Source organism: Streptomyces sp. 2-1, from assembly GCF_048564895.1.
GTDB lineage: Bacteria > Actinomycetota > Actinomycetes > Streptomycetales > Streptomycetaceae > Streptomyces > Streptomyces phaeochromogenes.
The window spans coordinates 7417703-7431404 of record NZ_CP183383.1; the positions used below are offsets into that span (position 1 = coordinate 7417703).

Sequence of the window (13702 nt, forward strand, 5' to 3'; positions counted from 1 at the left end):
CCGCCGGTCACTCCTTATGAGACTGCTTGTCAGCAAGGCCGTCAATCCCTCGCGCGCAACTTGTTGACCCGTCGTCTACTACGTAGGAGCCTGCGAGACATGGCCACCTACGACCTGTACGCCAAGGACCCCGGAGCCCCCCTCTGGCAGGTGCCCGCAACCGGCGCGGCACGGTTCAGCTGGGAGTACGACGAAGGGCGCGACCGTCTGCTGGCCCTCTACCAGAAGGGCAAGGACAAGCAGTGGGACGGCCGGAAACGGATCGACTGGGACCTGGAAGTGGACCCGTACGATCCGCTCGGCACCCCCGACGAGTCGATCTCGATCTACGGCACGCCCTACTGGGCGAGGATGAACGACCGCGACAAGGGCGAACTCCGCAAGCACTTCGCCTCATGGCAGTTCAGCCAGTTCCTGCACGGCGAGCAGGGAGCCATGGTCTGCGCGGCCCGCATCGTCGAATCGGTCCCCGACCTGGACGCCAAGCTCTACTCCGCGACCCAGACCATGGACGAGGCCAGGCACGCGGAGATCTACGCCCGCTTCCTCCACGAGAAGATCGGGATGCTGTACCCGGTCAACGACAACCTCCAGTCACTGCTCGGGGACACCCTCCGCGACTCCCGCTGGGACATGCCCTACCTCGGCATGCAGGTGCTCATCGAGGGCCTGGCGCTGGCCGCGTTCGGCATGATCAGGGACACCACGGACAAGCCGCTGCCCAAGCAGATCCTCGCGTACGTGATGCAGGACGAGGCCCGCCACGTGGCCTTCGGCCGGATGGCGCTGCGCGACTACTACAAGCAGCTCACCGACGCCGAGCTCCGCGAACGCGAGGAGTTCGTCATCGAGGGCTGCTACCTGATGCGCGACCGGCTGCGCGGAGTGGAGGTCCTGGAGAACTTCGGCATCCCCAAAGCGGAGGCGGAGGAGTACAGCGAGCGGTCCGAATTCCTCGCGCTGTTCCGCCAGTTGCTGTTCTCCCGGATCGTCCCCTGCGTCAAGGACATCGGCCTGTGGGGCAAACGCCTCCAGCAGGCCTACGTCGACATGGGCGTCTTCGACATGGGCAACTCCAACCTCGACCTCCTCATGGCGCAGGACGAGGAACTGGCCGAGAAGCTGGACGCGGAACGCTTCGCCGCGGAGGAAATGGCACGAGTCGCGGAGGTAGAGGAGGCCATCGAGGCCGGATCGAAGCCCTAGCCCGGGCGGTCAACACTCCTCCGGCTCTAAACCGGGCACTCCACATCCGGCAGGGCCCGCTCCGACGCCCCGAGGACAGGCGCAGCCTCCCCGGCAGGGAACGACGTCCGCAGCGTGAACGCGTACGCAGTCGCCCCGTGCGCCCGCAGATGCAACAGCCGCTCCTCCGCCTCGGCGACCGTCGGCCGGTGCCCGGCCGGCACCCACCACAGAGCCGTCATCGCCTCCTGGATCCGCTCGAACCATTCATTGCGGCGGGTGAGCAGCTCACGGTGCTGTCCCTGGTACATGAACGCGGTCAGGGCGTTGGTGTCCCGCCACACCGTCAGGTTGATGATCAGCCAGTCGTCGCCGAAGACGGACGTGTCCGTCGCGTTGCCGGAGTCGCTCTGCAGACGCCAGACGAAACCGTCCGCGGCGTCGGCGACGGCGTTCACCGGGTCGAGGGCGTCGACGAAGTCCTTCAACTGCGGGGAGTCCAGCGGGGCTTTGAGTCGGGAGATATTCACCTGGGCGAGTTCGTACGCGGCTGCGGGCTGAGTCATGTACCGAACGGTAGGTCGGGAGACGGGAGCGCAACACCCCCCGTCTCACGGAGTGAGCACCGCCTCCATGACATCCCGAGCGATCGGCGCCGCATCCCCGCCCCCGCTGATGTCCCCCCGTTCGGCCTCCGCGTCCTCGACGACGACCGCGACGGCCACGGCCGGCTCCATCGCGTTGTCCGCCTTCGCCCAGGAGATGAACCAGGCATACGGCGTACCGGAGTTGTGGATGCCGTGCTGGGCGGTGCCGGACTTGCCGCCGACGGTGGCGCCGGGGATGGCGGCGTTCTTGCCGGTGCCCCGCTCCACCACGTCCGTCATCAGCTCGCGCAGCTGTACGGCGGTGGCGGGGTTCATGGCCTGGCGGAGGGTGCGCTGCGCGGTGGCCGACATGGTGTCGCCGTCGTCGGTGGTCGTCCGCTCCACCAAGTGGGGCGTCCGCACCGAGCCGTTGTTCGCGACGGCCCCGGCGACCATCGCCATCTGCAGTGGCGTAGCCCGGGTGTTGTACTGGCCGATGGAGGAGAGCGCGAGCTGCGCCTGGTCCACCCGGGTGTCGAAGGTGCTGGGGGAGACCCGGAAGGGGATCCTCAACTGCCGGTCGTTGAAGCCGAATCCGGCCGCCCCGGCCCGCATGCCGGCCACCCCCACGTCCACGCCCAGCTTGGCGAAGACGGTGTTGCACGACCAGGTGAAGGCGTACCGCAGGGACGCGTCCGCGCACCCCTCGACCTCGTTCGTCAGCCGGACCGAGCTGCCCGGCAGCCGGTACGGGTCGGAGGACTTCGTGGGCTCGTCGACGTCCTCCACCACGCCCGCGTCGAGGGCCGCCGCCGCGGTGACCACCTTGAAGGTCGAGCCGGGCGGATAGGTCTGCCGCACGGCCCGGTTGAGCATCGGCTTGTTGGCCGCCTGGTTCAGCCGCGTCCAGGCCCGGGCCACCCCCGAGTCCGTACCGGAGAGCTCCTCGGGGTTGTAGGAGGGGGTGGAGACCAGCGCCAGGATCCGCCCGGTGGACGGTTCGAGCGCGGCCACCGCGCCCCGCCGGTCGCCGAGCCCCGCGTACGCCGCCTCCTGCGCGGCCGGGTTGAGGGTCGTGACGACGTGACCGCCGGGGTTGCGGGCCCGCGTGAGGTCGTTCCACAGGGGGAGCGGCGACAGCAGCGGATCGGTGCCCGCCAGGACGTCGTCCTCTGCGCCCTCCAGCAGATTCGTCCCGTACACCTGCGAGGCGAAGCCGGTGACGGGCGCGTACAACGGGCCGTTGCTGTACGTCCGTTCGTAGCGGAACTGCTCCCCGGAGTCCTTGGAGCCGGTGACGGGCTTGCCGCCGACGAGGATGTCGCCGCGCGGCTGGCCGTAACGGGCGATCGTGTGGCGGCGGTTGGCCGGGTTCTCGTCGTAGGAGCGGGCCTGGACGAGCTGGATGCGGGTGGCGTTGACGAGGAGGGCGATCAGGAGCAGGGCGCAGAAGGCGGCGGCGTGCCGGATGTACCGGGTCATGGGCCGGCCGTTCCCGGTCATGGCGTGACCCCTCCTTCGATCCCGTCGGCCGCCGAAGCCGAAGCCGAAGCCGCAGTCGAAGCCGCCGTCAGCGTCGCCGTCCCGGACCGGTCGCGTGCCGAGTCGCTGAGGCGCATCAGCAGGGCCACGATGATCCAGTTGGTGACGACCGACGAGCCGCCCTGCGCCAGGAAGGGCATCGCCATGCCGGTCAGCGGGATCAGCCCCGTCACGCCGCCCGCGATCACGAAGACCTGGAGGGCGACGATCGAGGCGAGTCCGACGGCGAGCAGCCGGCCGAAGGGGTCGCGCAGGGCGAGGCCCGCCCGGTAGCCGCGCTCGACCAGCAGCCCGTACAGCAGGAAGATCGCGGAGAGGCCGGCCAGGCCCAGTTCCTCGCCGGCCGTGGCCAGGATGAAGTCCGACTTGGCGGCGAAGCCGATGAGGACGGAGTGGCCGAGGCCGAGTCCCGTGCCGAGCATCCCGCCGGCGGCGAACGAGAAGAGCGACTGGGCGAGTTGGTTCGGGCCGCGGCCCGCCTCGATCGACGCGAACGGGTGCAGCCAGTCCTCGACCCTGCTGTGCACATGCGGTTCGAGCCAGCCGACGGCGACCGCCCCGCACGCCGCGAGCAGCAGGCCCACCGCGATCCAGCCGGTGCGGCCCGTGGCGACGTACAGCAGGATCACGAACAGGCCGAAGAAGAGCAGCGAGGTGCCGAGGTCCCGCTCCAGGACCAGCACGCCGACGCTCAGCAGCCAGATCGCGACGATCGGGCCGAGGACCCGCCCGGTGGGCAGTTGGAGCAGCCAGATGCGACGGCCGGTGTACGCGAGGGCGTTGCGGTTCGCCGCGAGGTACCCGGCGAAGAACACCGCGAGCAGGACCTTCGCGAACTCGCCCGGCTGGATGGAGAATCCGGCGACCCTGACCCAGATCCGGGCGCCGTTCACGGAGGGGAAGAAGATCGGCAGGACGAGGAGGACCAGCGCGCTCACTACGGACACGTACGTGTAGCGCTGGAGCACCCGGTGGTCGCGCAGCAGCACGACGACCGCGATGAACAGGCCCATGCCCAGCGTCGACCAGACGAGTTGTGTCGGGGCCGCCGGGTCCTCCGGGGTCTCCAGGTCGAGCCGGTAGATGAGCACCAGGCCCAGTCCGTTGAGCAGGACGCCGATCGGCAGCAGCAGCGGATCGGCGTACGGGGCCCGCAGCCGCACCGCGAGATGCGCGAGGAGCGCGAGTACGCCGAGCCCGGCGCCGTAGCCGACGGCGCCGGGCGGTACCGATCCGGTCCGGGCGACACCGACGTCGCAGTAGCCGTACACGGAGAGCAGGACGGCCAGGACGATGAGGGTGAACTCGATGCCACGGCGCCGGGGGAGGGGGACGACGGGAGCCGGCGGGTCCGCCTGCGCTGTCGTTCCGGGCGAGAGCATGTCCGGAACGTAGCAAGCGAAACAGTCCATGTCCCGCTATAGGGGGTCAAACGGGCTTCTTGGGTGCACCTCGGCAGCCCCTTCAGGGGCGCCGGGCTTTCAGCACCAGCGGGGCGCCGGACCGATGTTGTCGATGAAGCGGGCCGTCGCCCAGGCCCAGGTGCCGTCCGCGAGGAGGTACCAGAGGTGGTTGCCCTGGACGTTCTCGCCGCTCGTCTTGCAGAAGATGGAGACCTTCTGGTTGTAGCCGACGAAGCCGACGATGGCGCTGCCGCGGGTCGGCCTGTCGCGGAGGTTCAGTCCGCCGGGCGCGGTGACGACGCCCTTGTAGAGCTTGTGGTGACTGCCGTTGTTGTGGTGGCCCCAGTCGTCGTTGGCGAGAGCGGGGCTCGCGGCTCCGACGACGAGGGCGCCGCCGGCGGCGGCTATGCCGATGCGGGTGAGAGCGGTACGCAGTGACATTGCTGGCTCCTCCAGAAAGGGGGACAGAGCTGACTTATCGCCACATTATGAGCGCTCTGTGTGGCGCGCCCGCCACGCTGGGCCATCAGAGACAAGCAACCGCTCACCCCGAGCCCCGTCAGGGGCGCGGGTCTGTGTCGACATGCGGCTCCGCCGCGGGGCGCGACCAGCCACGATGCACCCGCGGCGGCCAACTCCATCCGCACCCCCGAGCTCTGTCTCCCCGTCCCCCATCCCCCGTCCCCCGGGGCTCAACGCAACGTCAGAGTGGCGACAGCCCCACCGTCCGCCGCGTTCGCGAACCCCAGCCGCGCCCCCAACACCCCCGCCTGCCCCAGCGCGATGGTCAGCCCCAGCCCATGCCCCTTGGAGCCCCCCTCCGTCCGGAACCGCTGCGGTCCGTGCTCGACGAGGTACGCCGGAAAGCCGTCACCGTGGTCCCGCACGGTGACGAGCGGCCCGTCGACCGTCAGCGACACCGGCGCCCGCCCGTGCTTGTGCGCGTTGGCGACGAGATTGCCCAACACCCGCTCCAGACGCCGCCGGTCGGTCTCCACGACCGCGTCCCGTACGACCCGGACCTCGGTGTCGGTGCCGGACGCCCGGACCACCCGCTCGGCCACCTCCGCGAGCCGCACCGCGTCCACGTCCAGCCGCTCGCTGCGTGTGTCGAGCCGGGAGATCTCCAACAGGTCCTCGGTGAGCGTGCGCAGCGCGGCGACCCGGTCGCGGACCAGCTCGGTCGGGCGGCCGGGCGGCAGCAGCTCGGCCGCCGCGTGCAGCCCGGTCAGCGGGGTCCGCAGCTCGTGGGCGACGTCAGCGGTGAAGCGCTGCTCGCTCTGCAGCTTGCCCTGCAGCGAGGACGCCATCGTGTCCAGCGCGCCCGCGACCGCGGCCACCTCGTCCTGCGGGCGCGTCGGGTCCTCGGCCCGCGGATCGTTCACCCGCGCGTCCAGGTCGCCCGCGCTGATCCGCCGCGCCACCTGGGCCGTACCGTGCAGCCGCCGCGTCACGCGGGTCACCGCGAACGCGCCCACCAGCAGCGTCACGCCGATCGCCAGCGCCGAGGAGCCGAGGATCGCCCGGTCGAGGCCGTCGATCGTGCGGACCCCTTGCGAGTAGTCGACCCGCACGGCGAGCGCGTGCCCGCCGCTCGCGGGGCCGGCCGCCCACATCGTGGGGTGCGGGTCGTCGCTGCCGACCATCGTGCCGCGGTCCCCGCCCTCGGCGAGCGTGCGCAGCTCGACGGGCAGGCCCGCCAGGTCGACGCCCGCGCCGTGCGGCAGCCGGTCGCCCGCCTCGTACGCCTCCGTCGCCTCGGTGAGCCGGTCGAGCGCGCGGTCGCGGGCCTCGCCGACGGTCTGGTTGGTCACCGAGACATGCACGAGGACGCCGAGGAGTGCGGCCAGACCGCAGCACATCACGGCGATGAAGGCGGCGGCCTTCCAGGTGAGGGTGGCCGTCCAGTGGCGCAGGCGCCGCATCCCGGTGGGCGGCCCGGCCGGCCGCGGGCGCCTCACCGGGAGTCCGCGGCCGGGGAACGCGTGGGGGCGGGGCCGCTGGGCGTGGCGCTCGACCCCACCCGCAGGATCTCGTCCTTCGCCGCGAGCATCGCCTTCTGGCGGCGGTCCCAGGACCACACCGTGCGGTACTCGTAGCCCGCCAGCGTCGACGGCGAACGGATGATCACGTCATGGTTCGCGATCTGGACGCTGAGCGTGCTGTCCGTCGTGGCCATGACCTCGACCAGCCGGTGACCGATGAAGGTGTACGCGCGCACGCCCAGCTGGTTCGAGGGCATCCGCACGCCGAGCACCATGTCGTCCCGGCCGTCGCCGGTGATGTCGCGGTAGTACGGGCGCAGGACCGGGCATTTCCGGCCACGCTCGCCGCTCTTGCCGCACTCCTTCGTGCGCTCGGCCGTCTCGGCGTACGAGGCCCCGTCGTCGGTGTAGAGATCCGGATGGCGGGCGATCTCCGCGCGGAAGACGGTGACCGGGTCGACCTTGCGGATGTCGTCGCCCGGCGCGGTGACGCCCTGGACGGTCTCGGTGTCCGCCTCGCCGTAGTCGAGGGCGGGGGAGGCGGCGGGCGGGACCTCCGGCCACAGCCGGGTCGGGCCCACGGCGGTGGACGTCGGGCCCGACCCGCGCAGATCGCCCGGGTCGCCGCAGCCCGCGAGCAGCAGGGCGGCGACGGGCAGCGCGAGCGCCGCGCGCGCGAGGCGGCGGGAGCCCGCGGGGCGGTTGTGGATCACTGCGCTCCTGCGTCAGGGCCGCTCGCCCGGTGCGAGATCGGCGTGGACCGAGGTGGTGCCGGGATGGTGCCGCGGTCCCCGGCCATGGCCGATTGCCGCCGCCCGTACACCCTATTCGTACGGAAGTCCTTTTTGTTCACAGGTCATCGGTGGGAACAAGCTACTCGGCGAGCTCTTCGAGGAGCCGGGCCGTGTCGAGCCCGGCGTGCAGGTAGTCCACGAACAACTCGTTGTGCAGCGCCCACGGGGAACGGCGTGAACGGATCAGGTGAATGGCGTCCTCGGCGGTGCTGCCCGCGCGGATCAGGGCGTGGGCGACGACCAGGCCCGAGCGGTTGTAGCCGTGGTAGCAGCGCACCAGGACGCGCCGGCCGGCTTCCCGCGCCTCGTCCGCAGTCCGCGCGAGCCGCATCACACCGGCCAGCTGGGTGCCGTCCAGCGGTCCGTCGGGGATCGGCCACACATGGTGTTCCACGCCCGGGTCGGGGCCGTGGCCGGGTAGTCGCAGCAGGGTCAGTACCAGGTCGAACTCGTCTCGTACGACGGCGAACTCCGGTTGTCCCGACCGGCCCGTGTACTCGTGCCCGCCCATCCACAGGCCGGGCACGATCTCGCTCCACGGGCTGTCCGGGGCCGGCGCATTGGATTGCTTCCCGCGATCCCGCAACGGCGCCTCCCCCTCCACTGTCCCCAAAGGTAACCGGCTTCTTGCCCCTGGAGCACCCCGCCTGTTCCCATGGTCGTGGGGTGATGGTGCATGAGCGGACTGCGCGTCATACCGACCTGGCGCCACGGCCAGGAGCGGCTCTACGTCTGTTTCACCGACGGCAGGAACGTCGCCTGGTACGACAGGGAGGCGGCCAGGGTCAACCTGCTCAGCGAGGAGCGGCGCGAGGACGTGCTCGACGTGCTCGGGCCGTTCCTGACCGGCGAGGTGACGGTGGGTCCGCCCCCTGTGCCCACGCCCGCGGAGCTCGCGCGGCTGTCCCTCCACCCGGACGACGACCTCGCGCCGAACCGGCCCGGCGAGGCGCTCCAGATCGCCCTCGACCGCGAACCGGCCGCCCCGCGCCGGATGCGCCCCGATCCACGCCGGCGCGCGCTCGCGGCGGAGCAGGCGGTGGGGGAGGCCCTGGACCGGCTGGACGGGGCGGGCTGGCACACCCTGCACTCGGTCCCGCTCCCCGGCGGCGACCGCATCCACCATCTCGTCATCGGCCCCGGCGGCCTCTTCGCCGTACGCGCCCTCTACACCCGCAAACAGCGGGTCCTGGTGGCGGACCCGATGGTCACGGTGGGCCGCCGCGAGCCGCACCCACTGCTGCGCGCCGTACGGGCCGACGCCGACCGAGCCTCGTACGCCCTGACCGCCGAGGTCCGCCCGGTCCTGGCCGTCTTCGCCCCGTCCTCCCTCGACATCATGGCCCCCCTGAGGGAGGCCCGCGTGCTCACCGACATGGACCTCGCGACGCTGACCCGCCTCGGCGGAACCCTCAAACCGGCGGACGTCGAGGCGCTGCACGCGATGGCCCGCGACCGGCACACGTGGACGCGGGTGTGAGGACCCCCAGGACCGTCGCGGCGGCCCGAACCAAGTGATCAGGGCAGCGGTGTGAAGTAGCGGTCGAGTGCCCAGTTGCCGATGTGCCGCCCGATCCGGTTGCCGACGACGTCGGCGGTGCGGAAGTGGATCCCGCTCCAGATCCGGGCGTTGATCACATCACGGTTGTAGTCGGCGGACCTCGTGTACGTACGGGTGGTGCCCGTCACCGCCGACGAGACGCGGAGGTCGATGTCACCGCCGGTCAGCCGGTCCAGTACGGCCATGACGGCTCCGTCGTTGGCGCAGTGGCCGCCGATGAACTCCGGGTACGGGGGTGTGGTGAGCAGCGGCTCCCACGACGGGTCGGCCTCGGTGGCGGGGTTGCCGTCGGTGTCGGCCAGCCGGATCGCGGTGATCGGACGCCACAGGGCGTGGGTGAACTTGGAGTTCCACGTGGTGATCGTCGCGTCGGCACTGGCCGTGTTGGCGGCGGCGAACAACCGGGCCGCCTCGACGATGTCCAGTCCGTGCCGTGCCGTGTGGTCGCGGTAGGCGGCCTGGAGCTGCTGCGGCAGGGGGTCGGAGAAGAAGCGTGCGGTCTCCGTCTGACGGGCCGTCCGCCCAGGGCTGTTCCTCGCACCCATCGACTTCACCTCGGCGAAGTCCCGGGTGTACCTCTTCGACGTCAGCGCGGGCGGCGGCCCGGGCATGAACCGGTCCGGCGAGTCGAAGAGCATCGGCCGCAGCTTCCCGAGCCACGGGTTCACGAAGGGGCCGAAGCCGGGCGGGGTCGGGCGCCAGACGCCGGGGGCGGGCTTCTTGTCGTACGTCACCGGGTTGTCGCGCCCGTCGTTCTCACGCAGCTCGACGATCCGCGCGGCGGCGCGTTCCCCGAAGCGGACGCCCCGGTCCTCGGCCTTCCCGTCGGGGATCCTCGCGAGCGACGCGCTGTAGGCGGTGTCGATCCGGGCCTTCGAGGCGGGGAAGTACGTCAGGAGGACCCGGCGGGCGGCAGCCGCCGCGGCCGCCTCGGAGGAGGCGCCGCGGGGACCCCGTACATGCCACTTGTACGGGGTGTAGCGGCCCTCGATGCCGACGACCGCGTTGTAGACGGCGGCCGAGACGAAGCCGTACCAGAGGAACGGTTCGGCCGTCGGGCGCCGGGCGTCCAGGCTGACCACGGCGGCGGCGGTCTCGCTCCAGTCGGTGATCACCTCGGCGCCCGGGACCCGTGCCGAGGCCCGGTCCGGGGAGGCCGTGGCGGCCGTGGGTGCCCAGGGGAGGGCGCCGAGGGCGAGAGCCGTCAGCCCGACGACGAGTGAGCGGCGGACGGTACGGGAGGGCGGTTGTCCTTGCATGGTGCTCCTTTGTTGTGAGGTCCCCCCTCGTCTTCGGTGTGAGTCCCCTCTCGGCCCGCCGTTCTCAGGGCAGTGGGCCGGCGCGCTCCGGGTCGAGCAGCGGGGCCAGCAGGTCGCCGTGGTCCCGCAGGCGCGGCGCGATGTCCGGGGCCAGGAAGGTGAGCGGGCGGGCTGACCGGCACTCCTCGACCTCGGCCCATGTCACCGGCGCCGACACCGTGGGCTCGGCCCGGGCCCGCAGGGTGTAGGGGGTCGCGGTCGTCTTCCGGGCCGCGTTCTGGCTCCAGTCGACGAAGACCTTGCCGGGGCGCAGGCTGCGCGTCATCCGGTGCACGACGAGCCGGGGGAGCGCCTTCTCCGCCTCCATCGCGAGCTCCTTGGCGTACTCCGTCGTCCGGCCGGAGGGCGTCGGTTGCAGCGCCGCCAGCAGATGCAGGCCCTTCGACCCGGACGTCTTGGCGTACGCCTCGATCCCGTCCGCCGCGAGCCGCTCCCGCAGCCAGAGCGCCACCTTGCAGCACTCGACGACGCTTGCGGGCGCCCCCGGGTCGAGGTCGAACACGAGCCGGTCGGCCTCGCCCGGCGCCTCGATCAGCCACTGGGGGGTGTGGAACTCGGTCACGAGGTTCGCCGCCCACACGAGGCTCGGGAGGTCCTGGACCAGCACCATGCGGGCCGGTCCCTCCGACCGCGGGACCTCGGCCGTGGTGACCCACTCGGGCGTACCCGGCGGCACGTTCTTGGCGAAGAAGACCTGGCCGTCGGGCCCGTCCGGGTAGCGCAGGAACGACAGCGGCCGGTCGCGGAGGTGGGGCAGCAGGACCTCGGCGGTCGTCGCGTAGTAGTGCAGCAGCTCGCCCTTGGTGAAGCCGGTCGCCGGATGGAGGACCTTCTCCAGATTGCTCAGCGCGAGCCGTCGCCCCTCCACCTCGGTGATCGGCGTCATAGGATGACAATCCCACGATTTCATCCTGAAACATCAGATCTCACCCTCAACCGATCGGAAAGGTGCTGCACGTGCGATCCATATGGAACGGCGCCATCTCCTTCGGCCTGGTCAGCATCCCGATCAAGCTCGTGAACGCCACCGAGAGCCACTCCATCTCCTTCCGCCAGATCCATCTGGAGGACGGTGGCCGCATCCGCTACCGCAAGGTGTGCGAGCTGGAGGAGCGCGAGGTGTCGTCGCCGGAGATCGGCAAGGCGTACGAGGACGCGGACGGGTCGATGATCCCGATCACGGACGAGGACCTGGCGTCCCTGCCCATTCCGACCGCACGGACGATCGAGATCGTGGCCTTCGTGCCGGCCGACCGGATCGATCCGCTCCAGATGGACACGGCGTACTACCTGGCGGCGAACGGGGTGCCGGCGGCCAAGCCGTACACGTTGCTGCGGGAGGCGCTGAAGCGCAGCCAGAAGGTCGCCATCGCGAAGTTCGCCCTGCGTGGGCGGGAGCGGCTCGGGATGCTGCGGGTCGTCGACGACGTCATCGCGATGCACGGGCTGCTGTGGCCGGACGAGATCCGTACGCCCGAGAGTGTCGCGCCCGACTCCAGTGTCACCGTGCGGGACAAGGAGCTCGATCTCGCGGACGCGTTGATGGACACCCTTGGCGAGGTCGACCTCAACGACCTCCACGACGACTATCGCGAGGCCGTCGAGGAACTCATCGCGGCGAAGGCCTCCGGCGAGAAAATGCCGGCCGCGGCCTCCGCGGAGAAGGGCGGCGGCAAGGTCATCGACCTCATGGCAGCCCTGGAGAGCAGCGTCCGCCAGGCCAAGGTCGCCCGCGGCGAGGACGCCGCCGACTCCGCAGCCGACGTCAAGCCCCTCCGCAAGGGCCCCGCCCGCAAGGCCTCCCCCAAACCGGCGTCCACCAAGAAGCCGACAGCCAAAAAAGCCGCGGCCAAGAAAACAGCGGCAGCAAAGAAGACGACGACGGACGCCACGAAGAAAACAGCCACGAAAAAGGCGACCCCGGCCAAGAAGACACCCCCACGCAAGCGGGCCTCGGCCTGACGGCGGCCGGGGGTGGGTGGGGCTGGGGCTTGCTTGACGAGTGCGGGCCCACTGCGGCTGGCCGCGCAGTTCCCCGCGCCCCTAAAAGCGAATGCCCGAGCCCGGTTCGCCAGGTACAGGCCGGCCTGTGTTGCCCGCGCAGTTCCCCGCGCCCCTATTCAGGGGCGCGGGGAACTGCGCAGTCTTTTAGGGGCGCGGGGAACTGCGCGGCCAGCAACAGCCAACCCCCGCAGATGAACAACAACCTTCATCGCACCCCGTGCCGCATCTCCCGCGGACTGACCCCGTACCGCTGCTTGAACGCCGTGCTCAAGGCACTCGCCGACGAGAACCCCGACGCATACGCCAGATCCGTGATCGTCATGTGCTCACACTCCCCGCACTGAAGCCGATCCCGCACAAGCCGCAACCGCTCCTCGCGGATCAACTCCCGCGGCGTCGTCCCCACCCGCTGCAACGCCAGCTGGATCTGCCGCAACGACCACCCGAGCGCCCGCGCCATCGACGTCCCGGTGAGCCCGGGATCCGCCGCGTGTTCCCGGACATGACGACGTACGACTGCCTCGACCTCCGTGAGATGCCCGGAGGAGTCGGGCCGGTCGTCCCCGACGGTGATCATGCAGAGCAGCTCGACGATCCGGTCGGACACGGCGTTGAACTCGGTCGTCGTCAGACTGTCCCGCTCCGCCGACAGGCTCTCGATCATGGAGCCGACGACCCGCCCCAGCCCGGTCGTCAGATCGATACCGGTCGCCAGGGGGGACTTACGGTTCAGCCGCCCGTCGATCTCACGGGCCGGTATGGAGAAGATGATCCCCCGCAACGACGCGTCGTGGAGCAACTGGAACGGCGCCCCGAGCGTCATGAGGCTCCCCGCGCCGGGCGTGAGCCGCGCCTCCTGGTCGTCCTGACGCAGCACCAGCTCCCCGGAGAGCGGGAGCAGAAACCGGTAGTCGGGATCGGGCTCCTGCCGCACGAGCCGCGGCGTACGGACGTACTCGATCTTGTCGCAACTCCAGTCGACGATCTGGTACGTGTCGGTGCCCTGCCGGATCATCTCGCCGCGGAACGTCTCGGGGCTCGCGTATCTGAAGTCCATCCGGGTCTGGTACGACCCGACATGCTCGCTCCAGAAGTCGGTCCGCTCACGCGGATCCACCTCACCGGTCGTCTGCGACTCCACGATGTAGGTTCCCGCGGGCAATGCGCTTCCTCCGCCCAGAGTGTGCCCGGCCGTAGCCGACGTGCCTGATCAACTGGCCCTCTGGCCACGGCAGTTACGGCTCGTAAGCGTAGTGCACACATTCCGTTTATGGGGTCCCGGTGGAACAGGTGAGTGGCAGACGACACCCGCACGTACTCAG

At 70.7% G+C, this 13702-nt stretch carries 13 protein-coding genes; 3 read left to right on the forward strand and 10 right to left on the reverse strand.

Annotation, left to right across the window (positions count from 1 at the left end; translation table 11 throughout):
- Window positions 1-99 precede the first annotated feature (99 nt).
- Complete coding sequence (locus tag ACN20J_RS32755; protein WP_189837601.1) at window positions 100-1206, forward strand: ferritin-like domain-containing protein; 1107 nt, start codon at window positions 100-102, stop codon at window positions 1204-1206.
- A 26-nt stretch (window positions 1207-1232) separates the two neighbouring features.
- Here ACN20J_RS32755 and ACN20J_RS32760 read toward each other — a convergent pair whose 3' ends face one another.
- The 7 genes from ACN20J_RS32760 to ACN20J_RS32790 all read right to left on the reverse strand — a co-directional run bounded on the left by ACN20J_RS32760 (window position 1233) and on the right by ACN20J_RS32790 (window position 8082).
- Entirely contained in the window at window positions 1233-1751 is a 519-nt protein-coding gene (locus ACN20J_RS32760; RefSeq protein WP_361905059.1) for a DUF3291 domain-containing protein, read from the reverse strand.
- Between the two features lie 45 nt (window positions 1752-1796).
- Window positions 1797-3254, reverse strand: coding sequence for a peptidoglycan D,D-transpeptidase FtsI family protein (locus ACN20J_RS32765; RefSeq protein ID WP_190232214.1), 1458 nt, complete (start codon window positions 3252-3254; stop codon window positions 1797-1799).
- A 17-nt stretch (window positions 3255-3271) separates the two neighbouring features.
- Complete coding sequence (locus tag ACN20J_RS32770) at window positions 3272-4696, reverse strand: FtsW/RodA/SpoVE family cell cycle protein (protein WP_190232170.1); 1425 nt, start codon at window positions 4694-4696, stop codon at window positions 3272-3274.
- Window positions 4697-4795: 99 nt separating this feature from the next.
- The gene (locus ACN20J_RS32775; protein ID WP_190232169.1) at window positions 4796-5158 is read right to left on the reverse strand and encodes an SH3 domain-containing protein; all 363 of its coding nucleotides are present in this window, start codon (window positions 5156-5158) and stop codon (window positions 4796-4798) included.
- 251 nt (window positions 5159-5409) lie between these two features.
- Complete coding sequence (locus tag ACN20J_RS32780) at window positions 5410-6642, reverse strand: ATP-binding protein (RefSeq protein WP_190232213.1); 1233 nt, start codon at window positions 6640-6642, stop codon at window positions 5410-5412.
- A gap of 32 nt (window positions 6643-6674) precedes the next feature.
- Entirely contained in the window at window positions 6675-7415 is a 741-nt protein-coding gene (locus ACN20J_RS32785; protein ID WP_246575651.1) for a hypothetical protein, read from the reverse strand.
- Between the two features lie 160 nt (window positions 7416-7575).
- Window positions 7576-8082: a protein-tyrosine phosphatase family protein gene (locus tag ACN20J_RS32790; protein ID WP_190232168.1), complete on the reverse strand. Its 507-nt coding sequence runs from the start codon at window positions 8080-8082 to the stop codon at window positions 7576-7578.
- A 90-nt stretch (window positions 8083-8172) separates the two neighbouring features.
- On the opposite strand from ACN20J_RS32790, the gene ACN20J_RS32795 reads away from it, so the two are divergent.
- On the forward strand, window positions 8173-8976 hold the full coding sequence (locus tag ACN20J_RS32795; RefSeq protein ID WP_190232167.1) for a nuclease-related domain-containing protein: 804 nt from the start codon (window positions 8173-8175) through the stop codon (window positions 8974-8976).
- Window positions 8977-9014: 38 nt separating this feature from the next.
- Here ACN20J_RS32795 and ACN20J_RS32800 read toward each other — a convergent pair whose 3' ends face one another.
- A complete protein-coding gene (locus tag ACN20J_RS32800) occupies window positions 9015-10316 on the reverse strand; it encodes a vanadium-dependent haloperoxidase (RefSeq protein ID WP_419667405.1) in 1302 nt (433 codons plus the stop codon).
- A gap of 64 nt (window positions 10317-10380) precedes the next feature.
- Entirely contained in the window at window positions 10381-11262 is an 882-nt protein-coding gene (gene ligD, locus ACN20J_RS32805) for a non-homologous end-joining DNA ligase (RefSeq protein WP_364194610.1), read from the reverse strand.
- A gap of 71 nt (window positions 11263-11333) precedes the next feature.
- On the opposite strand from ligD, the gene ACN20J_RS32810 reads away from it, so the two are divergent.
- Window positions 11334-12338 carry a Ku protein gene (locus ACN20J_RS32810; protein WP_364194608.1) on the forward strand — a complete coding sequence of 335 codons (1005 nt, stop codon included), beginning with the start codon at window positions 11334-11336 and terminating at the stop codon, window positions 12336-12338.
- Between the two features lie 247 nt (window positions 12339-12585).
- Here ACN20J_RS32810 and ACN20J_RS32815 read toward each other — a convergent pair whose 3' ends face one another.
- Window positions 12586-13542, reverse strand: a complete 957-nt coding sequence (locus ACN20J_RS32815; RefSeq protein ID WP_246575650.1) for an AraC family transcriptional regulator — start codon at window positions 13540-13542, stop codon at window positions 12586-12588.
- Between the last annotated feature and the right edge of the window lie 160 nt (window positions 13543-13702).